The sequence below is a fragment of the Congzhengia sp. genome, from assembly GCF_037235575.1.
Lineage (GTDB): Bacteria > Bacillota > Clostridia > UBA1381 > UBA9506 > Congzhengia > Congzhengia minquanensis.
Map to the genome: position 1 here is coordinate 1 of NZ_JAXUNN010000023.1, position 22,079 is coordinate 22,079.

The window sequence follows — 22,079 nt, forward strand, 5'->3', positions numbered from 1 at the left end:
ACATAATATTTCTCTTAAATTTAATTTTGTTGTCTTCAATAATCAGCTGGCCCATGTCGCAGGCAATTTCTAAGCGGTTTGTTCCCGGCGTTTCGCCGGTGGAGGTGATATACACGCCGGTGGTGCCGTTTTTATACTGCATGTAGGCGGTTACGTCGTCTTCCACCTCAATATTGTAAAATCTTCCAAAAGAGCAAAACGACATGATTTTCTCCGGCATGCCGAACATCCACTGCCAAAGATCTAATTGGTGGGGGTTCTGGTTAATCAGCGTGCCGCCGCCCTCGTCCTTCCAGGTTGAGCGCCATGCGCTGCTGTCGTGGTAGCTCTGTTTGCGGTACCAGTTGGTAATAATCCATGTAATCCGTTTAATTTCGCCTAAGTCGCCGCGTTGTATCATGTTGCGGATTTTCTGATAAACAGGGTTTGTTCTCTGATTATACATAATTCCGAACACCTTGCCGGACTTTTTAGCCGCCTCGTTCATTTCCAAAACCTGTTTGGTATAAACGCCTGCGGGCTTTTCTGTCATTACATGAAGCCCATAGGAAAACGCCTCAATTGCGAGAGGCGGGTGGCTGTAGTGGGGAACGGCAATGATAACCGCGTCGAGCAAACCGCTTTTATACATGTCTGTGGCGTTGTCAAACACCTTAACGCCCGGAAAATGCTCCTCTGCATAGGTTCTTCTCGCCTCTGCAATATCGCAAATTGCAGCAAGCTCCATGCGGGGCACCTTGCCCTCTGTGATATGTACTGCGTGGCTGGTACCCATGTTACCAAGACCAATAATACCAATTCTTACCTTATCCATGGCTTTTAACTTCCTTTCTTTTAAAGAAATTATTGTTTTTCGTCAATAATATTTTTCAGCGCTTCATAGGCCATTGTAAATTTGTCCGGCCCGCTTTCTTCCAGCTTTAACATCTCGTCAGAAAGCTCTAATGCCGCTAAGCCTTCAAAGCTGCCCAAGTGAGGCTCTAAGCTTAAAAATCCCTGATAGTCCATCTTTTTCAGTTCTGAAATAATCTTTTTCAGTCCGCCCTCGCCAAAGCCCGAGGGAACCACAGTTCCGTCCTGCTTTGCGTCTTTAATATGCATATAGGTAAGGTAGGGCTTTAGCAATTGAAACCCGTCAGGATAAACCGTTTGCCCGCACTGAACAAAATTTGCCGGGTCGAACACGCAGCCCAAAGCAGGAGACTTTACGGCCTCAAAAATGTCTTTACAGCGGGGCGCAATGTCGCCGTAAATGCCTTTTTCATTTTCGTGCAAAAGAACAACGCCTTCTTTTTCCGCCAGCGCCACCATCTGCTTCATGCGGGAAAGCACTTCTTCTTTATAATTTGCCGGGTCTTCCCCCTCCGGAATAAAAAAGCTGAACACCCGAATATACTTTGTGTCTAACATTTTTGCTGTTTTTATCACACGGGCAAGTTTTTCCATGTGGGGCTCCATGGGGTCGTTAATCGAAATTTTACCAATGGGCGAACCAATAGAGGAAACCTTAATGCCGTATTGGTCCATTTTTTCTTTTAATGCCAAAACCTCGCCGTCGTCTAAATCGGCAATATTTTTTCCATCAATGCCCCGGGGCTCAAAATAAGAAATTCCCAGCTTGTTCAGATGTTCAAACTGCTTCACCACGTTTGAATCAATTTCATCTGAAAAGCCGGAAATTGTAAATGAATAGCTCATAAATCGCACTCCTTTATATCTTGGTTACAAAATCATTATAATACAAATATTTGCATATTACAATGTATTTATTGTGAAAAACCTTGAAAATATTGCTGTTTTGTGCTACGATAAAACAAGAACCGAAAGGAGAAGCTGCAAATGAACCAATATGTCCCCAGCGTTACGCTTAGTTCCTTCCAAACAGAGGACAAAACCATGACCTATTTCCGCAAGCTGAGCCTGCACCCTGCTCGGGAAGATTTTGCTCTGCACACCCACGACAGTTATGAAATTTTTATTTTTATAAAGGGAAACATGAAATTCGTGGTTGAGGGCTCTACCTACCCGCTTCGCCCCTATGACACAATTATTATCCGGGACAATGAGATGCACGACATTTATCCAACCGGACCGGCAGACTATGAGCGTATTGTCATTAACATCTCCCACGATTTTTTTGAAAAAAACAATTGTAAGATGTATAAAAATATTTTCTTGAACCGTCCGGCAGGAAAAAACAACCTGATTCCAGGCGGTCTGGTGTCCGTTTCTGAAATTGCAGATATTCTGCCAAGAATTGAAAAATATGAAAAAGAACAAACACCAGCCTGCGACACAGTGAAAAAATGTGCCATGGTGGAAATTCTGCACGCCTTAAACCACATGCAGCCCGCAGCGGACGCAGACTCTAAGCCGAACTCCACCGTCCGCAAGGTGATTGACTACATCAACCAAAATTTAGACGGCGACTTGTCGTTAGGGCATCTGTCAGAACAGTTTTTCGTATCAAAATATCACTTGTGCCGCGTGTTCCGCGAGCACACAGGCTACACCATCAGCAGTTACATCACCAACAAGCGTTTGCTGTTAATCCGCGACCTGTGCCGCAGCGGCGAAACTATCAGCAGCGCGTGTATCAGCGCCGGCTTTTCGGGCTATTCCTCCTTTTACAAAGCCTACACAAAGGCCTACGGGTGCTCTCCAAAAGCGGGCCTTTCTCAGGCAGATAAAAAACACCCGTTTTAAAATTCGCAGATTTTCAGCGGCTCAAATTTTAAATAGTCGCAGGAAACCAAGCGGTATTCTACGCCGCGCACATTCCCCTGCACCGCATTTTTAAAATATCCGCCGTGAAGATGTCCGAACACACAAAAGTCCACATTCTCTTCCTGCATTACTTTTGCAAAGGCCGAGTTTGCGCCGGGCGGATAGTGCAGCATAACAATTATTTTCTCTGCGCCGGTCTTTTTCGCCTCTGAAATCGCATTTTCTAAGCGAACCAGCTCCCTGCGGTAAAGCTTTCGTTCCTCATCGCAGTCCGGCTCCTGCTCTGTTTCCGGATATCCTTTCGTGCCGCATACCGCAACGTTTCCAAACACCTCTGTGGTGTTGTGCACAAACCGTATGGTGGAAAACCGGTTCGTTTCCAAAAACAGATTTAGCTTTGACAACGTTTCCCACCAATAGTCGTGGTTCCCCTTTGAAATTATTTTGGTTCCGTTCAGCTTTTCAATAAAATGAAAATCGCATGCCGCGTCTTTCACATATGTGGCCCATGAAGTGTCCCCCGGCATCAGCACAACATCATCTTTTGAAACCTGCTCCTGCCAGTTCTGACGAAGGCGTTCTTCATAGTTGTCCCATCTGCTGCCAAAAACGTTCATGGGCTTGTCTGCTGAAAAGCTCAGGTGCAAATCTGAAATTGCAAAAAGTTTCGGCATGTCACCCTTCCTCTCCTAATGCCTTTTTTAAATCTTTCACATACTGTTTCTGCTGTTTTTTTAAGTAAGACTTTACAAACAGGTTCAAAACCGGTGAAAACACAGTTACATTTTCTGTAAATTCGATGATGCAGCCGCCATTGCCGCCGCGTACAAACTTTCCTATCCAGCGCCCCTGCATATTTTTGTTTTTCATGCCAAAGGCATACCGCTCAAAAGGCTTCTTTTCCGTAATGGTAAAGTCTGTTTTAATGCCGCCACGGGAGATTTCTGTAAACATATTTTTGTCCTCCGACAGTTCAATTTTTTCCAAATCGCTCCGCCAGCCGTACCGCTCATTGTCTGTAACAACATTCCAAACAGTTTCAACTGAAGTCTGAAACTCTGCCCTGATAGTTACCTCAGCCATAAAATTTTGCCCCCATTCTTTTGATATTATCACGAAAATGCAAAAAGTCCCGGATAAAAACCCGGGACTTAAAAGCCGTTTTTTAAATTACGCTGTAACGTCCTCATAAACGCTTACGCGTTTTTTGCCGCTTCCGAACTTCTCAAACTTCACTTTTCCGTTAACCAAAGCGAACAATGTATCGTCTCCGCCCTTACCAACGTTTGTTCCGGGATGGATTTTTGTTCCTCTCTGTCTAACCAAAATGTTTCCTGCGAGAACGTTCTGACCGTCTGCTTTTTTAACACCTAAACGCTTTGCCTCTGAATCACGGCCGTTCTTTGTGCTGCCGACACCCTTTTTATGAGCAAACAGCTGAATGTTAATTTTAAGCATACCTACACCTCCAGTTCCGTAATGGTTATATAATCACCGTATTGTTCTTCCAAATCCTTTAAGGACAAAACCAATGTTTTCAGTAAAATATCTGCGTCGCGGCGCTCAGGTTCAGAAATGGTTTCGGGAATGATACACTCCAAATAGCCTTCACGCACCTCAAACCCCGCTTTTATTCCTACAACATCTGTAAGGCCGTTTAATGCGGCCTGGCACAGTGCCGACACGGCAGCGCAGACTATGTCTTCCCCTGCCGGGCCAAATCCCGTATGACCGCTGACCGAATATTTTACAATGTCCTTATTTTTTCGATAAACACAAATGTCCGTCATAACTTATGCGTTAATCTTTTCAATTACAACCTTTGTGTAAGGCTGTCTGTGACCTTGTTTTTTCTTATAACCCTTTTTGGGTTTATACTTGAAAACAATAATCTTTTTCGACTTGCCTTCCGCAACCAGCGTTTTTGCTGTAACAGAAGCGCCGTCAACTGTGGGCGCGCCAACCTTTAACGAGCCGCCTTCGCCAACTGCTAAAACTTCGTTGAATGTTACTGTTTCGTCGTCTGCTACGCCGAGCTTTTCAACGTAAATAACATCACCTTCGGAAACCTTATACTGTTTTCCGCCTGTCTGAATAATTGCGTACATCTTTTGCACCTCCTCCAACCTTGCTCGCTGCCGTTTCGGTAGAATATTTCATTCGTTTATAACCTCACGCACGCGGCTATGATATATTATAACATTTGAGGAAATGAAAGTCAACAACTTTTTTTATTTTATTGCGGCTGAGAATACGGCGCGGCCGGTGAAACTGCGCCGAACAGCCACAGCACAGAATATCTGTCTTTTAAGTCCTTTGCATACCACACGGCGTTTAAAATTTTCTCTTTGCTATACTGCTTCACAAACGCGTCTAAATCCAGCCCCACATTCTTTAGCTGCGCAAGTATTATATCACTCTTCGGCGCGCTTTGCAGCACGCTGGTAATTTCTTTTTCCTTTTCCCTGTAAATTTTCTCTAAGCTCTGTTCATGCCAGCCCAGACCGTTTTGCAATTCCAGCACGCCCTCTGCGGCCTGCTTGTAAATTTGCTTCACGCCCTTCTCCCACTTAGAACGGCAAAACTTCGGAAACACTTTCGGAATTCCATTTTCTATCATCTTTTCCCGCAGGCACTGCATCACATAGGCGGAATATGCCACATCAATTCCGTGAAGGAAATAAGGTTCACCGCAAATTAACCCCACAATTTCAAAAAAGTGGGACAAATGGTGCTCGCTGCCCGACGCGGGACGGGAACTTTCGGCATAGCTCATGGCAATTCCCACCACCACAAGGGCCTCCATCAGCGTTTTCACGCTTTCTTCGTCCCTTGCCAGCAGCTTTTTTGCCAAAAACTCTGTCTGTTTCACCATTGACATGGTTAAATCAAAAATTTCCCCGCAGAAATATTCGTCTGTCACCACATGGCTCAGCTGCCAGTCGCAAAGACAGGAATACTTGCCTAAAATGTCTCCAAAGCCCGACTGAATCAGCTCCAAAGGCGCGTTTTTTAGCACCTCCGTGTCCGCCAAAATTGCCATGGGAACATGGCAGGGATATGTCACCTTCATTCGGTTCATAATCATTGCCGCTCCGGTAGACGCATATCCGTCCATAGACGGGGCGGTGGCCACAATGATGTAAGGCACGCCCATTTTATAGCTTACATACTTGCACAAATCCTGAATAACGCCGGAGCCTACGCCCACAATTAAGCCGGCGCCTGAAGCGCTTTGAAAAAGCTCTGCCGCAGACGTTTCGTCTGGAACCAAAAGCCCTTTTGGCTGAAAAATTTTGGTGCTGCAAAGCTTTTCCCCTAAAACGCTGCACACCTGCTCCCCGCAGGCCGCATATGTATTGCGGTCCGCCGCCACCGCTACCGTTTTAAAATTTTCGCACAGCTCTTTTAAATGAGAAACCGCGCCCCGCTCAATATGTACCTGCGCAATTGCGCAGGCATGCGTTCTGCCGCAGCTGCAGGGGTGTTTTCCCAACAGTTCATTTATGTTCATCTAAACACCCCCTATTTTGCCAAATGGGAGTTCCAGTCCTCCATGAATTTTGCAATCCCCGCTTCCGTTAAAGGATGGAGAAACATTTTGTTTAAAACACCGAACGGAACAGTTGCAATGTGAGCGCCCATTTTTGCTGCGGCAGTCACATTTTTTGGGTCGCGGATGCTGGCCGCAATAATCTCTGTTTTTATGCCATGGAGCTTAAATATTTCCGCAATTTCAAAAATCAGTCCGTCCCCGTCTGCTCCAATGTCATTTAACCGTCCAACAAAGGGGCTTACAAACGATGCCCCGGCACGGGCCGCCAGAAGCGCCTGTGCTGCGCTGAACACCAGAGTAACGTTGGTCTTAATCCCCTGCTCAGACAGTTTGCTCACCGCTTTTAGGCCCTCTTTTGTCATGGGAATTTTAATTACCACATTTTTGTGTATTTGGGAGAGCTTAAGCGCTTCCGCCACCATGTTTTCCGCGTCGGGCGAAATTACCTCGGCGCTCACCGGCCCGTCCACAATGTCTGTAATTTCTTTCACAACTTCTTCAAACACTCTGCCCTCTTTTGCAATTAAAGACGGATTGGTGGTTACGCCGCAGATAACACCCCAGTCATTTGCCTCTTTTATTTCTGCAATATTTGCTGTGTCAATAAATAATTTCATGTCACCAATTCCTTTCATAAACAGTTGCCTATACTATTATTATACCAACCGCCGCGCCAAAATCAACCATCGGCGAAAAAGTTGAAAAATAAGCAAAGGCAGAGCCACGCGGTGCTCACATTTGCGCAAAAATGCGCATCTCTTTTTAATTTCACTTTACTTTTGCTGCCATTTTCGATATAATATAGATATATTTAAGCAGAAGTACGCAGATTGGTGATGTAAATGTATCAAAGTGAGCGAAAACAGGAAATTTTATCAATTCTGTCAGAGTGCACCTATGCGACGGTGGAAGACCTGGCAAACAAACTACATATCAGCGCGTCCAGCATCCGGCGTGATTTAAGCGAGCTTGCATCCCGCGGACTGGTGGTACGAAGCTACGGCGGCGCGGAGCTTTCCAATTCTCAAAAACGGTTTGTGCCCTTCTCCGCACGCCGCCACAAAAACAGCGCGGTAAAGCGCGCAATGGCAGAAACCGCTGAAACATTTATTAAAAGCGGAGACGTGGTGTTTTTAGACGACTCCTCCAGCGCCTATTTCACTGCAGAAAAACTCTGCACAAGGAAGGACATCACCGTGGTTACTACCAGCGTGGATGTTTTATTTCTGCTCTCCCAAAGCGACGTTACCACCTATTCCGCAGGCGGGCTGTTAAACCGCGAAAACCGCACCTGTTTAACGGGTAGTTTTGCAGATAGCATCATTCGCAAATTCCATGCAGACTGGTGCATTTTTTCCGTAAAATCTTTAGATGCAGGCGGCGTTCTGTCCGACTGTGTAGAGCCAGGTGTGGCGGTTTTAAACACCATGATGGAGTGCGCGGAAAAAACCATGTTTTTGTGCGACAGTTCAAAGCTTGGTTCCCGTTCCACCTTTGTTCAATGTAACATATCGGAGCTTGATGTGGTTCTTTCGAATGCAGACATTCCGGCGTTTTTAACGTCTCTGCCTGAAAACGTGCAATTTATTCAAGTATAAAAATAACACCGCGGGCCGGCGGTGTTATTTTCTTCTTGCAAGGCATTTTAATAAAAACGGACGAATCGCAACCGTCCTGCGCCAAAACGCGCTGTAAAGCCTGTAGCGAAAGCTGCTGCAAGGCCAAAATCTGTCTTTCCGGTAAAAGCCCTTGGCCACCGCCACAATCTGGTTTGGATAAACGGGATATTCCTTTTTTGTTTCATAGTCTCCCATTACAAAATATGCGCCGTTTTTTTCGCCGACAATCCGGTGCAGAACAAAGCTTCCATCCTCCCGCCGAAACAGCGGCACGTCGCCGATTTTCAAACGTTCATATTTTCCCAGCAGCACGCTGTCCCGGCGGCTCGAAACCAGAGGATACATGCTGTAGCCCGTCACTTTGATTTTTACTGCGCCCCCCTGCTCTATGATGGGTGCAATCAACGGAAAAAGAGCGGCCATGTCCGTTTGCTTCACTGGCTTTTTATAATTTTGCGCCATGCTTGCCCCCTTTCCGGATATCTTTAAAAAACTCCTTCAAAATTGCCTCACACTGAGGCTCATCGATGCTTCCGTAAACTTCGGTTTTATAGTCAAAACAGCCGGAAACCGGCAAATCCACACTCCCGCCGCAGGCGCCGCTCTTTGCGTCATATGCACCGAAATAAACCCGGTTTAATTTGCACAGATGAATAGCGCCGGTGCACATGACGCACGGCTCTAAGGTAACAAAAAGCTCACAGCCCATTAAATTTTTCGTGCCGAGCTTCGCAAGCGCCGCCTTTATCGCCAAAAGCTCTGCATGGGCTGTGGGGTCGCCTGTCTGTTCCGTTAAATTGTGGGCCGCGGCAATTAGCTTGCCGTCTTGAAACACCGCCGCCCCTACCGGAACTTCACCCTGTTCCTGCGCCAGCTGCGCTTCTTTCAGCGCGGCCTGCATAAACTTATTCATGCTTCGACACCTCAAACATTAAAATCGACGCCGCAACCCCGGCGTTAAGCGACTCTGCCGCGCCGCTCATAGGTATGTGGACAATTTCGTCAGACTGCTTCAAAATCTCCTTTGAAACGCCGTTTCCCTCGTTTCCAATGACAAAAATCTGCTTTTTTAAAACCGTCATGTTGTGAATATCTACACTTTTGCCGTGCAGGGCGCTTGCCGAAATAAAATATCCGCCCCGTTTAGCCTGTTCTAAAAATTCCGCGCCGGCCAACGTTTTTAGTTCAATATGAAAAACTGAACCCATAGACGCACGGATGACCTTTGGTGAAAACACGTCCACACTGCCGGCAGAAAAAATGACCCCGCTGAATCCAAACGCGTCGGCACTTCTAATCATTGTACCCGCGTTTCCCGGGTCTTGAATTCCGTCACAATATATATAACGGTTGCCTGTAAGCTCCCGTTCCTCCGGAACTTTTACCACTGCCAAAACGCCCTGAGGGGTTTTGGTGTCGCAGAGTGTCATAAACAGTTTGTCCGTGGTTACAATGCGGTTAAAGCCGGCAAATTCTCTCTCATGACTTTCAAAAAAACGTTCTGTCATCACGATGCAGTCAACAACAAAGCCAGACTCTGCCGCTTCACGGCAGGAACGCTCTCCCTCCGTTACAAACAGGCCAAATTCGTCCCGATACTTTTTTTGCTTTAACTTTGCAGCCTTTTTTAAAAATTCATTTGCCGGCGACAAAATTTTTTTAACCGTCATAAATTCCACCCTCGCTTCATAGTATGGTAAGTATATCATATTTTTAAAAGGATTGCAACAGCGCATGAATTATAGGAATTTGGATTGACGCTTCTGCCTGCCTGTGCTATAATGTTAGAAAGATATCTTGCATTAGGGGAAGTGGCAAAGTGAAAAAAAATATATGGGACAATGTATATTACCGGTTAAACGACGAAACAGAAATCAAGCTGTCGGTGCTGTTTTGCATCCGCTATGCAGATATTCCAATTACCGACATTGAGGTAAAGCACTTTATGCTCACAGCAACCAGCGTTAATTTTATGGACTTGTGTTCCGCCATTGACGCTGTGGTTTCCGACAACTACATCAAAAAGGTTTGGCGCGACGAGGTAGAAAAGTTTGATTTAACCCAGCAGGGCAACGAGCTGTTAGACATGTTTGAAGACAAAATTATGGCAAGTGTTCGCGCGTCGCTTAAAAACACCATTGACGAATATTTCCGCCGGGAACGGGAAAAGGCACAATACCGCTGTGAAATCATTCCTGTTGGAAAAGATGCATATCATGTGGATATAGAACTGAAAGAAGGGAAAAATACGCTTATTACCATGTCTGTTTTTGCCGGCAGCAGGGAAACAGCCATCAGGTTGCGGCGCGGGTTTAAAGCCGACCCCATGGGCGTATATTCGGACATCGTTTCCATGCTTTCAAAAACGGACGACAGTGAGGATGATGAAAATGTATGATTTAGCAATTGTCGGCGGCGGCCCGGCCGGGCTTTCCGCCGCGCTGTATGCAGGACGGGCAGGCCTTTCCTGCGTTGTGCTTGAAAAACTATTTTTCGGCGGGCAAATGCTGAAAACCTCTGAAATTGACAATTACCCCGGCGCGCCGGAAATCCGGGACGTATTTTCGTTTTCAGAGTCCATGCGCGCCCAGGCCGCAGAGTTCGGCGCGGAATTTAAAACAGAAGAGGTGGTGGAGGTACGTGAAAACAATGGTATAAAAACCATTGTTACCACCAATGGAGAATATCGCGCCAAAGCCTTAATTTTAGCTACCGGCGCTTTTCCCAAAAAGCTTGGCGTACCTGGCGAGGAGGAGTTCGCTGCCAAAGGCGTTTCCTACTGTGCCACCTGCGACGGAGCTTTTTTTAGAAACAAGACCGCAACAGTTGTCGGCGGCGGCGACACTGCGTTAGAAGACGCGCTGTTTTTGTCTGCAATTTGCAAAACCGTTTATGTTGTGCACCGGCGCGACACATTCCGCGGTGCAAAGCACCTTTATAACCGGGCGAAAAACAAAGAAAACATTCGGTTTGTGCTAAACAGCACCGTTTCGGAAATTGTGGGCGAAAACACCGTTACCGGCGTAAAAGTAAAAAATGTGAAGGACGAAACTGAAACGCTCATTGACACAAACGCCGTGTTTATAGCCATAGGAAGCACGCCGGACAGCGGCGTGTTTAAAGGCTTTGTGAAACTGGACAAATATGGATATGTGATTACGGACAAAAACTTGCAGTCGTCCGTTTCCGGCGTGTTTGCCGCAGGAGATGTGCGGCAGAAAACGCTTCGGCAAATCATCACCGCCGCCGCTGACGGTGCAGAGTCTGTTTATAACGTACAAAAATTTATTTTTGAGCATTAAAAAAAGCGCCCTTCGGGCGCTTTTTTGTTATATGCAGTTACGAAAAATAACAAGTCTTAAAACAATCCGCTGATAACGCCGTTTTCGCTAATGTCAATCCGCTCTGCGGCAGGTGATTTCGGCAGGCCCGGCATGGTCATAATGCTGCCGGCATAAACCGTAACAAATCCTGCTCCTGCAAAGACCCGCACCTCTTTCACCGTGACAGTGAAGCCTGAGGGCCTGCCCAAAAGCTTTGCATCGTCTGACAGGGAATATTGCGTTTTCGCCATACAAACAGGCAGCTTGCCATATCCGACCTGCTCAAGCGCTGCAATTTGCTTCTCCGCCGCAGCGGTATATGAAACGCCGTCGCCGCCATAAATCTTTTTCACAATGGTTTCAATTTTTTCTTTTATGGGAAGTGTTTCGTCATAAATCGGCGCAAAGCGGCTTTCGGTGCGCTCTATTACGTCCACCAGCTTTTCTGCCAACGCCACGCCGCCTTCTCCGCCCTTTGCAAACACTTCGGAAAGGGCAAAGTCAGCGCCGTTGTCAAGGCAATACTGTTCAATCATTTTAAGCTCTGCATCTGTGTCCTGGCCAAACCGGTTAATGGCTACAATGACGGGAATGCCATAAAGCCTTAAATTCTCAATGTGTTTTCCCAAATTCACAATCCCGCGGGAGAGCGCCTCTGTGTTTTCTTCACCCAAATCTGCTTTTGCCACGCCGCCGTTATATTTTAAAGCGCGAACCGTTGCAACCAGCACCACGGCAGAGGGTTTTAAATTTGCCACACGGCATTTAATGTCTAAAAACTTCTCCGCACCAAGGTCAGCGCCGAAACCGGCTTCTGTAATCACGTAATCAGAAAGCTTTAGCGCAAGTTTTGTTGCCTGCACGCTGTTACAGCCATGAGCGATGTTGGCAAAGGGGCCGCCGTGCATGAGACACGGTGTGTTTTCTAAGGTCTGCACTAAATTGGGCTTAATGGCGTCTTTCAGCAGCGCACACATTGCGCCCTCTGCCTTTAAGTCGCGGGCTTTCACCTCGGCGCCGTCATATGTATATCCAACAACAATCCTGCCAAGCCGTGCCTTTAGGTCTGTTAAGTTTTCCGCCATGCACAAAATTGCCATAACCTCAGAGGCCACCGTAATCATAAACCCGTCCTCGCGGACATAGCCGTTGGTCTTTCCTCCCAGCCCCACAACCACTTGGCGCAGTGCCCGGTCGTTCATATCCATCACACGCTTAAATGCGATTTTGGTTGGGTCAATGCCCAGCGCATTGCCCTGCATAATGTGGTTGTCAATCATGGCACAAAGCAGGTTGTTGGCGGCGGTAATAGCATGAAAATCGCCTGTGAAGTGCAGATTAATATCCTCCATGGGCACCACTTGGGCATAGCCGCCGCCGGCCGCGCCGCCCTTAATTCCCATAACGGGGCCCAAAGACGGCTCGCGCAGGGCAATCATTGCTTTCTTTCCGATTTTTGCCATCGCCTGTCCCAGCCCTACCGTGGTGGTGGTTTTGCCCTCGCCTGCCGGCGTGGGGTTAATGGCCGTTACTAAAACCAGCTTTCCGTCAGAATTGGTTTTTACCCGTTCCCAAACCGCTCCGGAAAGCTTTGCTTTGTCGTTTCCGTAAAATTCAAGCTCTTCTGCTTTCACGCCGATTTTTTCGGCAATCTTCGCAATTGGCTCCATTTTTGCTCTTTGTGCAATTTCAATATCCGTCAACATGGATTTGCCCCCTCTTGATTTTTTACATTTTCTATTTCATGATACAGATAGGAAAGCGCCGCGTCAAGTCCGCCTTTTTCGTCAATCAGGCCGCAGGCAACCGCTTCGTCCCCCGGAACGATGGTTCCCACGTCGTTGGCCATTTCCCCTGTTTTCATCATTAGCTCCGTAAATTTTTCTTTTCTGATATTTGAATTTCTCACCACAAAATTGGTAATTCTGTCCTGCATCTGGCGAAAATATTCATAGGTCTGCGGCACACCGATTACCATTCCGCTCATTCTCACGGGATGAATGGTCATAGTTGCAGAGCTGGCAATAAACGAGCGTTTTGCCGAAACCGCCAGCGGAACGCCGATGCTGTGTCCCCCGCCCAAAACAATGGATGCAGTGGGCTTTGTCATAGACGAAATCAACTCAGCGATGGCAAGGCCTGCCTCAACATCGCCGCCCATGGTATTTAAAACCAGCAGCAGCGCGTCGACCTTTTCGTCCTGCTCAACAGACACCAAAAGCGGCAGAACGTGTTCATATTTTGTTGCCTTGCTGCTGGGCGGAAGCTGTGTGTGTCCCTCAATTTCTCCCACTATGGTGAGGCAGTGAATATTTCCCCTGGAGTTCTGCACCTCGGTGCTGCCAAAATCCTTAATATTTTCCGAAGCCGTTTCGTTCATTGCCTGGTTATTTTGGCCGCTGTCTTGATTCGTATTGTTTTGATTGATATTATTCTCCATTTTTGCCTCCAAAATAAATCACTTAATAGATTTATTATGAGGAAAAAATTTATTTTTATACGATGTTAAACGCCCATATCGGTGAAAGTCTTTAACACGCCCTCTGCAATTCCCTGGGCCAGCTTGCTTCGGTAAGCGTCGCTGAACAGATTGCCCCGCTCATTGGTATTGGTGATAAAGCCAACCTCAATTAAAATGGAGGGCATTGCGGAATATTTTAACACGGTAAGTTCAACGCTGTTTTTGGTGCCTCTGTCCCGCGCACCGGTTTTTTGAATAACGGCGTTCTGCACGTTTTGTGCAAAGCTTTTGTCAGTCACGCCGGCTAAGGGTTTGCTGGTTTCCAGTTTGCCCCAGGTTTCAATTCCGTTGGCTGCTTCATTGCCGTCAACAGAATTTGTGTGAATGCTTAAAAACAGAGCCGTTTTTTCGCTGTTGGCAAGTTCAGGACGGGACTTTCTCACCACGTCTTTTTCTGTTGTGCGCGTCATAACCACACGCACTCCGTTTGCCTCTAAAATATCCCGTACTTTCAGCGAAACCGCAAGATTAATGTCCGTTTCTTTCCAAACTGTGCCGTCCTCATCGGTAAAGCACGCTCCCGGGTCGCTTCCGCCGTGCCCCGGGTCAATGGTGATGGAGCGCGAAGGCTCAATCACGATATCTGGCTCGACCGGTGGGTCAGGCGTAACCACTGGAGGGGGATCGGGCTCAGTTGTGCCGGAACCGTTACCAATGGTTACGGTAAGCTTTTTCCCCGCCAACGACACGTTATATTTCTGTGCACTTTTTAAGTCAAATACCACGCGCAGAGCGTCTTCGTGCTGCCCAAACCGAACCTTTGAAACAATGGCTGAATCCGGTGTGCTGTCTTGAATGGATGATGCCATTTTTGCGCCGGCAATATCCACGGCAACCCGGTCTGGTTCCGTTAAGGTAAAAGACGAATATTTTACATTTTCTTCAGAAAAATTCAACATCGCAGTAAAACCACTGTCGCCGGAAGAACAGCTATAAGACTGCAGTGTAGACGTATATGAATTGGTTACAGGCGGTTTTACCGTCCCGCCGTTCGTGGTGATTAAAATGGTGTCGGTCACCGAGTCAAAATCCACGCCAAATCCCAAAGACTCCGATACATACCGCACAGGTATCATGGTTTTTGCATTAATAATTTTCGGCGCAATAGGCATTTTTTCCGCCGCGCCGTTTTTATACGCTGTTGTGTTGTTTATGTAAAGAATAATTTGTATGCTTCCATAATTCACGGTCACCTTTTCGTTTTCCGCATTCCACAGAACCTCTGCCCCAAGCTTTTCAAACACGTCCCTTGCCGGAACCACCGAATAGTCGTTAAAAACGATGGGCGGAACTTCGCAGTTTACCGTTTCATTGTTAATTTTCAGGTTAAAAAAACTGCCGATATAGGTGTGCCATTCCCCGTCATAATAAATTTCATTCGCCGCAGAAGCCGTTGCCGTGCCAAAAAGCAAAATCGCAATCATTAAGGCCTGCAGCAAGCTGAATGCCCGTTTCATTGTGTAACCTCCTTTAAAAACCGTTTTTTCGCATATATGTCTCCAAAATGAGTGCGGCCGAAAGCGTATCCACCGCGCCCTTGCGTTTTTTTCCTCTTACGTTCATCTCACTGAGCATTCCGTGGGCGCTCACAGTGGTGAGCCGCTCATCGCAAAACTCTATTTTCGCATCAGTAAAGGATTTCAACTTCTGCGCAAATTCTTTTGTAGCGTCTGCGCGAAATCCTTCCGAATTGTCCATGTTTTTTGGAAGCCCAATCACAATGGTTGTAACTTCTTTTTCTTTTATAATAGATTGAATCTTGTAAAACAGGCTGTCTGTCCCGTCGTTATCAAGCGTTTCATAGCCCTGGGCCATAATTCCCAGCGGGTCGGAAAGCGCAATGCCAACTCTGGCGTCGCCAAAGTCAATTCCCATCAGTCTCAAGATATATCACCGCTTTTTTCAAATTCGTCGGCCCTGTTAATCAGTGCCATAGCCATGTCTACATTTTCCATTGCCTTAGCTTTCAGCTCCGAAACCTTTTCTTCTAACGACGCTTGAATTTCCTCCCGGTTTAAGGTAATGCTGCGCGCCATGGAAACCAGTTTTTCGTCTGAAAAATCCTCCAGATTCAGCGTGGCGTTTACGCCGATATATTTCACAAAACCGCTCACCTTAGGGTCATAGGAAAGGCCAATGGCCGGCACGCCGGATTCCGACGCATATATCATAGAATGAAGACGCATGGCGATGATTAAATCGCATGCATTCACAATTCCCACAATTTCCCTGGCTTTGTAAAGTTTGGTAAGCGTGTAGCTTTTAATGTTCATTTTTGCTGCAACCTCTTTGGAAACAGTAATATCGTCCGGGTGTTTCAGCGGAATCCAAACAGGAATATAGTCATACTGTCTGCAAATTTGCTCAATCCCCCTGGCAAGCTGATTCCAAAACGACGGTTTACACGACCACCAGCTGCGGATGGAAATGCCCAAAAGCTTTTTCCCCGCCGGCACCCCTTCTTCTGCGAGCAGTGCCTGTGCTTCGTCCCGGTTGATTCCGTCAATGGTAAGGGCTGGGTCCGCGGTGATTTTCACCCGGTCAAGCCCAACGCCCATGCGCTTGATTTCATAATAGGAATTGGTATCGCGCAGGGAAATAACATCCACCTTGTTCAGCACGTCGCGCACCTTGTCCCTGTTTTTTGCCTTTGTAACCGGCCCAATGCCGTTGGCATAAAACATAACGGGAACGTTAAGGCCCACCGCCTGCTTCACTACGGTAAGGTAATACCATAGCGATTTGTCGCTGGTCACGTCCTGAATCAAGCTGCCGCCGCCAAAAATAAGCAGCTTGCTTTGTTTTAAGGCTGTTCTGATTTTAAAAAGGTTGTAGCGGTTCATTGCATGAACGTCATATTCCTGCTCTGTAGCCTGCGGATCTTTCGACAGCACCAAAAGACGGATATCTTCCTTTTCACCCCGCAGGTTTTGCAGCATTGCAAACAAAAGCGATTCATCGCCGGAATTTTTATATCCGTAATAGCCAGAAATCACAGCGTCCCACTTTTTCGTGTCCGACGCCGCAACATACATCTTTATGCAGTCCTGCGCCATTTTTGACAGGGAATAAGAATTTAAAATAAGCTCCCTGCCAAACCGGCCAAGCCGGGCATTTTCATCAACAGAATTGTTTAAAAGGGTTTTCACATCTTTTAAAAGCTTTTCACAGGATGACAACGCAAGGCCACGGCAACAAAAGTTCGTTTCAATTGCACTGTCTAACTTTGTTTCGTCAAAAATGCCGATATACCCCTCGTTGCCCGCAACAATTACCGGTTTTTCACAGGCCATAGCCTCTAACGCGGAACGGGATACGCCGACAAAAATATCGCCTAAAGCGGCAAATTTATAAATATCGGTTCTGCCGCCGGTTAAAATAATCCGACGGCTGCCAAGCCTTTTGTTCATTTCTTCTGTTTTTTTCTGAAGCTCTAAAAATACATTGCCGCCGCCAACGATTACAATTTCAATGTCCGGAAATTCCTTTACAATTTCCGGCGCAATTTCCACCAGCTCAAAGGCAAGCTGGGCACGGTCTTTGTCCATGCGGCTGATGTAGACAATTTTTTTTGAATCCGGCGACAGCGAGAATTCTGAGATAACGCTTGAAGCGTCTGCCTCCCGGCAAAACTTGTTAGTGTCAATGCCGTTAATCGTGACGTAAATATCTGCAGGGTTGGTGTGGTAGTTTTCCATGAGATAGGCTTTAATATCCTCGCTCACGGCCATAACCTTTTCGCCCCAGTTAGAAACATATTTTAGCCCGTGGGAGGTGTCGAACACCCAATGGGCGGTGGTAACAAACGTAAATTTCACAAATTTATTTAAAATGCCGCACAAAAAGGCAGGAATTCTGCCGTGGGCATGGACAATTTCGATTTTTTCATCTTTTATCACTTTATTTAACGCCCGCAGGGATTTTGCGATATTAACAGGAGTTTTCGAGTGCATGGGAATTTTATAATGGTGAATTCCAGCCTCTTTTAAATTCTGTTCATAAACGCCGCCGTTTGAAACGACAACAACATAATATCCCATGCGCTTAAGTTCTAAAGACAATTCTAAAACGTGAGTTTCAGCGCCGCCTATATCAAATCTGGTTAGCGCCATTAAAATCCTTTTCCCAGCCATATTTGTCATTCCCTAAGCTCCTTTAATCCAGTTCAAACATAGTTTTATTTTTTATTATATCCCAAAACATCTTTTTTTTCAACGAATATTCAGAATTTGTAACAAAAATATTACATAAGCCGTACAAAATTTTGAAAAAATGATTGACTTCACTCCCTCTTTTCGATATGATAAAGAAAAAGTTCAGAAAGGATGATTTTCTTGCATAAACTATGGTACAAAACAGAGGCCCTTACCTGGAACGAGGCGCTGCCGCTGGGCAACGGACGTCTGGGCGCAATGGCATATTCCGGCGCAGTTTCTGAAAAATTCATGTTCAACGAAGAAACCCTGTGGGGCGGCTATCCTCACGACCGGTCGAACCCTGAGGCCGCACAATATATTCCGCAGCTGAAAGAACTTATTCAAAATAAAAAATACCGTGAGGCAGACAAGCTGGTAACGGAAAAGCTGATTGGAACCGAGGCTTCGGCTTATCTTCCCTTTGGCACGCTGACTGTAGATTTAAAAAAAGACAGTGATTTTTCCATGCGCTATGCCCCCGGAGACAGCTCTTTTTCAGAAAGCACCATTAAAAACTACCGGCGGGAGCTGGACTTAAAAACCGCTGTTGTATCTTCATCATTTCAATTTAACGGCAACACCATTGCCAGACGGGCCATTGTTTCCAAGCCGGACAATGTGTTTGCCGCTGAGATTTGTGCTGAGCAGGAGAGCAGCCTGCACTTTGATGCATATTTATCCTGCGCCATAGACCACAGCGTAAAAAGCGGGACGGATTCTGTTCTCATCACCGGACGGTGCCCGGCGGATATTGACTATTACGCAAAAGAAAAGGGCGCGCAGAAATATTACTATGATGAAGAAAAGGACACCATTCCCTTTTGCGGTATGATAAAAATTGTTACAGACGGCAGTATTGTCTGCTCCGGCGGCGTTTTGTCTGTGAGCCACGCAAGCCGCGCACTCATTTTGGTTTCCATTCAAACAGGTTACTCTTCCTGGTGCAAATCCCCCTCAAAAGAGGGGAAAGACTATTTAGCCCTTTGCCAAAAAGACATTTCCGGCGCTTCCCGCTTTACGTTTGAAGAACTGTTACGCCGCCACCTGGAAGATTACCAGCCGCTTTACAGCCGGTGCGAAATCACCCTGGGCGAGGAGGACAGCCGTCCTACAGACGAGCTGCTGCGTGACGCGGCTGCAGAAAAATTCCCCCAAAGCCTTGCGGCGCTGATGTTCCACTTTAGCCGCTATCTTTTAATTTCTTGTTCCCGGGAGGGAACGCAGCCGTCCAATCTGCAGGGAATTTGGAACAGGGAGATTATGCCCCCCTGGCGCAGCGACTACACGGTAAACATTAACACAGAAATGAACTACTGGAGCGCAGAAATGAGCGGGCTTCCCGAGTGTCACATGCCCATTTTCCCGTTTTTAAAAGAGCTTTCCCAGGCAGGCAGAACAAGCGCGAAAAACCACTTTGGCGCAAACGGCTGGGTGCTGTGCCATAACTGCGACGTGTGGCGCCTCACTTCCCCAGCCGGAATCGGCGCAATGCACGCCTTTTGGCCCATGGGCGGACTGTGGCTGTGCCGCGAGATTTGGGAGCACTACGACTATACCAGGGACACAGAGTTTTTAAAAGAAAATTTTGAAACGCTGACCGGCGCGCTGGACTTTTTGTGCGACTGGCTGTACAAAGGCGAAGACGGATTCCTCACAACCGTTGCCTCCACCTCTCCGGAAAACCGCTATGTGCTGGACGGAGAGCTGGTTTCCGTTTCCGGCATCACCGCAATGGACATTGGGATTATCGATGATTTTGTAACCTACACCGGCAAAATTTGTGAGATTTTGGGCGGAAAAGAAGACGTTAAGAAAAAATGCGACTACATAAAGAAACATTTAACGCCACTTAAAATTACAAGCGACGGACGCATTATGGAGTGGAACGAGGAATTTCAAGAACACGAACTTGGCCACAGGCACATTTCCCATATGTATGCTCTGCACCCGGCAGGTCTCATTCAAGAGGGCACGCCCCTGTTTGATGCCTGCAAAAAAACCTTAAAAACACGGTTAGAGAACGGCGGCGGTCACACAGGCTGGAGCAACGCCTGGATTATCAATCAGTTTGCCCGGCTATTAGACGGGGAATTGGCTTATCAATATGTGAAAAACATGTTCATCAAATCCACCTATAAAAACCTGTTTGACGCCCATCCCCCCTTCCAGATTGACGGAAACTTCGGGTTCGCAGCAGGTCTTGGCGAAATGCTTGTAAAAAGCGCTCCCAATGAAATTACCCTGCTTCCGGCGGTGAGCCAAGAGATGGACAAGGGCGCGGTACACGGCATGCGTGCCCGGGGCGGATATTCTGTCAGCTTTTCATGGGCGGACGGGAAAATTTCCGAATACCGCATAACAAAAGACGGAAGCGAAATAGCCTCGGGTAACAACAAACCCTATCCGCTGAAACTTTTATTTTAACAAAAGAAACGCCTGCAGAAAATCTGCAGGCGTTTCTTTTAAATTTCACTTCGAATGTATCTACCGCGGTAAAGCCTTTTGGCCTTTTCCGTTACCGCTTTTACAAATTCGCCTTTCGCGTTGGTATAGCCGTCCCGGTCAAACTCAAAGGGTTTCCACAGCCCCAGCTTCAGTGTTTCATATTCTTTTGCAGTTTCAGGGTGTTCAATCAAATAATCCCGAAAGTAAAGCTCGTCGTTGTCCCCAAACAGCCGCACATGAATGTGATACACCTTCTCGGCAAACCCCTCCGGCAGATAGCCTTTCACAAACGACATGCGGGTTTTGGTTCTGTACATATGTATATAACCGTGCTTCGCCAGAGTTTCAAAAACCGCCGAAAAATCTCCGCCGTCTGCCTCCACTAAAATATCTACCGTGGGTTTTGCCCAGATCGTATCAACCGAGGTACTGCCGATGTGGCTTAAAATCATATTGTCCAGCTTTAAAATTCTCTTTAACGTTTCCTTTTCTTCCAAATACCAGTCTTTCCAGCAGTCCTTGTGTTCACTCAAAATAATTGGATACAAATGCCACAGTTCCTCTGAAGACATCTCTGATTGGTCTTTTTTCATGTTGGACGCCTCCTGTAAAGCCATTTATTCTCTGTATAGACTTATTATACCATATTCTATCTTCCCGGGCAACCGGCACCAAATTCTTAGCGGCATATTAACGTAAAAAAGGCAGCTGTGCGCTTTTCAATTGATTGCGTGTGTGATATAATGAATCTTATAGAAACTGAGGCGGTAGCAAACGCCGCCTAAAAGCCGCAGTTCATGATTTTAGTTTGATCGGAGGGCGGAAAAAATGAAATTGAATTTAAAAGCGCTGTTTCCTTTCACCGTGCGGGACGGGCTGGTAATGCTGTTTTTTTTGGCTGCAGCAACGCTGCTTTGCTGTGTTATCCGAATTTTTGACAGCGGAAATGTCTACGTTTCTATGATATATTTGCTGGCAGTGCTGCTCACATCCCGGTTTACAAACGGATACCTATTTGGAATTCTGTCGTCAGTCGCGGGTGTGCTGTGTGTGAATTATATTTTTACATTTCCTTTCTTCGAGTTTAATATGACCATGGCCGGATATCCCATTACCATTATCAGCATGCTGACGGTGTCGGTCATCACCAGCACCATGACGACACAGATTAAACAGCAGGAAACTTTAAAGGCAGCGGCAGAAAAGGAAAAAATGCGCAGCGACCTGCTTCGGGCCATTTCTCACGATTTAAGAACGCCGCTGACCTCCATTGCAGGCATGAGCGATATGCTGATGGAAGACGAACAAAAATTTTCACCGGAAGAACGGCTGGAAATTCACAAAGAAATTCGAGAAGACGCAAGCTGGCTCATTCGCATGGTGGAAAACCTGCTTTCTATTACCAGAATTCAGGAGGACACAAAAACCCTGGACAAAATTCCCGAAGCGGCGGAGGAAATTATTTCGCACGCAGTCCTGCGTTTAAAAAAGTATTATCCAGAAGCCTCGGTTACCGTTTCTGTTCCCCAAAAAATTCTGTTTGTTCCCATGGACTGTGTTCTAATTGAACAGGTACTGATTAATTTAATGGAAAATTCCATCCGCCACGGCAAATGCGCAACGGAACTGAAAGTAGATGTGAAAATCGAAAGCGGCTGGGCGCGTTTTACTGTAACAGACAACGGCTTTGGC

The 22,079-nt window shown here is 46.7% G+C and carries 24 protein-coding genes; 6 read left to right on the forward strand and 18 right to left on the reverse strand.

The window, feature by feature from the left end; translation table 11 throughout:
• Window positions 1-814 (reverse strand): Gfo/Idh/MocA family oxidoreductase (locus WIG73_RS04160; protein ID WP_337399411.1); only part of this gene is annotated, 814 nt, incomplete at its 3' end.
• A gap of 29 nt (window positions 815-843) precedes the next feature.
• Window positions 844-1,698 carry a sugar phosphate isomerase/epimerase family protein gene (locus tag WIG73_RS04165; protein ID WP_337399412.1) on the reverse strand — a complete coding sequence of 285 codons (855 nt, stop codon included), beginning with the start codon at window positions 1,696-1,698 and terminating at the stop codon, window positions 844-846.
• 141 nt (window positions 1,699-1,839) lie between these two features.
• Between WIG73_RS04165 and WIG73_RS04170 the strand changes: the two genes are divergently transcribed.
• Window positions 1,840-2,706, forward strand: a complete 867-nt coding sequence (locus WIG73_RS04170) for a helix-turn-helix domain-containing protein (protein ID WP_177679939.1) — start codon at window positions 1,840-1,842, stop codon at window positions 2,704-2,706.
• Here the strand turns inward: WIG73_RS04170 and WIG73_RS04175 are convergent.
• The 7 genes from WIG73_RS04175 to fsa all read right to left on the reverse strand — a co-directional run bounded on the left by WIG73_RS04175 (window position 2,703) and on the right by fsa (window position 6,900).
• On the reverse strand, window positions 2,703-3,401 hold the full coding sequence (locus WIG73_RS04175; protein WP_177679940.1) for a metallophosphoesterase: 699 nt from the start codon (window positions 3,399-3,401) through the stop codon (window positions 2,703-2,705). The genes WIG73_RS04170 and WIG73_RS04175 overlap by 4 nt on opposite strands.
• A 1-nt stretch (window position 3,402) precedes the next feature.
• Window positions 3,403-3,810 (reverse strand): SRPBCC family protein, encoded by a 408-nt coding sequence (locus tag WIG73_RS04180; protein ID WP_337399413.1) that lies wholly within the window; start codon window positions 3,808-3,810, stop codon window positions 3,403-3,405.
• Window positions 3,811-3,897: 87 nt separating this feature from the next.
• Window positions 3,898-4,185 (reverse strand): 50S ribosomal protein L27, encoded by a 288-nt coding sequence (rpmA, locus tag WIG73_RS04185; protein WP_177677427.1) that lies wholly within the window; start codon window positions 4,183-4,185, stop codon window positions 3,898-3,900.
• A 2-nt stretch (window positions 4,186-4,187) separates the two neighbouring features.
• On the reverse strand, window positions 4,188-4,517 hold the full coding sequence (locus tag WIG73_RS04190) for a ribosomal-processing cysteine protease Prp (RefSeq protein ID WP_337399414.1): 330 nt from the start codon (window positions 4,515-4,517) through the stop codon (window positions 4,188-4,190).
• A gap of 3 nt (window positions 4,518-4,520) precedes the next feature.
• A complete protein-coding gene (rplU, locus tag WIG73_RS04195) occupies window positions 4,521-4,835 on the reverse strand; it encodes a 50S ribosomal protein L21 (RefSeq protein ID WP_249313307.1) in 315 nt (104 codons plus the stop codon).
• 128 nt (window positions 4,836-4,963) lie between these two features.
• Entirely contained in the window at window positions 4,964-6,241 is a 1,278-nt protein-coding gene (locus tag WIG73_RS04200) for a sn-glycerol-1-phosphate dehydrogenase (RefSeq protein ID WP_337399416.1), read from the reverse strand.
• A gap of 11 nt (window positions 6,242-6,252) precedes the next feature.
• Entirely contained in the window at window positions 6,253-6,900 is a 648-nt protein-coding gene (gene fsa / locus WIG73_RS04205; protein ID WP_337399417.1) for a fructose-6-phosphate aldolase, read from the reverse strand.
• Window positions 6,901-7,125: 225 nt separating this feature from the next.
• Here fsa and WIG73_RS04210 point away from each other — a divergent pair, with 225 nt between their 5' ends.
• A complete protein-coding gene (locus tag WIG73_RS04210; RefSeq protein ID WP_337399419.1) occupies window positions 7,126-7,881 on the forward strand; it encodes a DeoR/GlpR family DNA-binding transcription regulator in 756 nt (251 codons plus the stop codon).
• 24 nt (window positions 7,882-7,905) lie between these two features.
• On the opposite strand, the gene WIG73_RS04215 is transcribed toward WIG73_RS04210, so the two are convergent.
• From WIG73_RS04215 to WIG73_RS04225, 3 genes are read right to left on the reverse strand one after another with little or no spacing between them, the layout of a single operon-like run.
• On the reverse strand, window positions 7,906-8,364 hold the full coding sequence (locus WIG73_RS04215) for a S24/S26 family peptidase (protein ID WP_177677416.1): 459 nt from the start codon (window positions 8,362-8,364) through the stop codon (window positions 7,906-7,908).
• The gene (locus tag WIG73_RS04220; protein ID WP_337399421.1) at window positions 8,348-8,815 is read right to left on the reverse strand and encodes a nucleoside deaminase; all 468 of its coding nucleotides are present in this window, start codon (window positions 8,813-8,815) and stop codon (window positions 8,348-8,350) included. Before WIG73_RS04220 ends, WIG73_RS04215 begins: the two co-directional genes overlap by 17 nt.
• Complete coding sequence (locus tag WIG73_RS04225) at window positions 8,808-9,572, reverse strand: RNA methyltransferase (protein WP_337399423.1); 765 nt, start codon at window positions 9,570-9,572, stop codon at window positions 8,808-8,810. The genes WIG73_RS04220 and WIG73_RS04225 overlap by 8 nt, the downstream gene beginning before the upstream one ends.
• Window positions 9,573-9,721: 149 nt before the next feature.
• Here WIG73_RS04225 and WIG73_RS04230 point away from each other — a divergent pair, with 149 nt between their 5' ends.
• Together WIG73_RS04230 and trxB are read left to right on the forward strand one after the other, a co-directional pair.
• Window positions 9,722-10,300 (forward strand): DUF4364 family protein, encoded by a 579-nt coding sequence (locus WIG73_RS04230; RefSeq protein WP_177677410.1) that lies wholly within the window; start codon window positions 9,722-9,724, stop codon window positions 10,298-10,300.
• The gene (trxB, locus tag WIG73_RS04235; RefSeq protein ID WP_337399424.1) at window positions 10,284-11,204 is read left to right on the forward strand and encodes a thioredoxin-disulfide reductase; all 921 of its coding nucleotides are present in this window, start codon (window positions 10,284-10,286) and stop codon (window positions 11,202-11,204) included. Before WIG73_RS04230 ends, trxB begins: the two co-directional genes overlap by 17 nt.
• A gap of 56 nt (window positions 11,205-11,260) precedes the next feature.
• Here the strand turns inward: trxB and WIG73_RS04240 are convergent, their stop codons facing one another.
• The 5 genes from WIG73_RS04240 to csaB form a co-directional block, all read right to left on the reverse strand.
• Window positions 11,261-12,931 carry a formate--tetrahydrofolate ligase gene (locus WIG73_RS04240; RefSeq protein WP_337399425.1) on the reverse strand — a complete coding sequence of 557 codons (1,671 nt, stop codon included), beginning with the start codon at window positions 12,929-12,931 and terminating at the stop codon, window positions 11,261-11,263.
• Entirely contained in the window at window positions 12,925-13,605 is a 681-nt protein-coding gene (locus WIG73_RS04245; protein ID WP_177678004.1) for an ATP-dependent Clp protease proteolytic subunit, read from the reverse strand. The genes WIG73_RS04240 and WIG73_RS04245 overlap by 7 nt, the downstream gene beginning before the upstream one ends.
• A gap of 125 nt (window positions 13,606-13,730) precedes the next feature.
• The gene (locus WIG73_RS04250; RefSeq protein ID WP_337399426.1) at window positions 13,731-15,203 is read right to left on the reverse strand and encodes an N-acetylmuramoyl-L-alanine amidase family protein; all 1,473 of its coding nucleotides are present in this window, start codon (window positions 15,201-15,203) and stop codon (window positions 13,731-13,733) included.
• 13 nt (window positions 15,204-15,216) lie between these two features.
• On the reverse strand, window positions 15,217-15,621 hold the full coding sequence (ruvX, locus tag WIG73_RS04255) for a Holliday junction resolvase RuvX (RefSeq protein WP_249313413.1): 405 nt from the start codon (window positions 15,619-15,621) through the stop codon (window positions 15,217-15,219).
• A 5-nt stretch (window positions 15,622-15,626) separates the two neighbouring features.
• Window positions 15,627-17,888, reverse strand: coding sequence for a polysaccharide pyruvyl transferase CsaB (gene csaB, locus WIG73_RS04260; protein WP_337399427.1), 2,262 nt, complete (start codon window positions 17,886-17,888; stop codon window positions 15,627-15,629).
• A gap of 192 nt (window positions 17,889-18,080) precedes the next feature.
• Here csaB and WIG73_RS04265 point away from each other — a divergent pair, with 192 nt between their 5' ends.
• Window positions 18,081-20,366 carry a glycoside hydrolase family 95 protein gene (locus WIG73_RS04265; RefSeq protein ID WP_249313291.1) on the forward strand — a complete coding sequence of 762 codons (2,286 nt, stop codon included), beginning with the start codon at window positions 18,081-18,083 and terminating at the stop codon, window positions 20,364-20,366.
• 38 nt (window positions 20,367-20,404) lie between these two features.
• Here WIG73_RS04265 and WIG73_RS04270 read toward each other — a convergent pair whose 3' ends face one another.
• On the reverse strand, window positions 20,405-20,980 hold the full coding sequence (locus tag WIG73_RS04270) for a GrpB family protein (RefSeq protein WP_249313288.1): 576 nt from the start codon (window positions 20,978-20,980) through the stop codon (window positions 20,405-20,407).
• A gap of 235 nt (window positions 20,981-21,215) precedes the next feature.
• Here WIG73_RS04270 and WIG73_RS04275 point away from each other — a divergent pair.
• Window positions 21,216-22,079, forward strand: an 864-nt coding sequence (locus WIG73_RS04275; RefSeq protein WP_337399428.1) for a DUF4118 domain-containing protein, incomplete at its 3' end; no start/stop codon positions are given.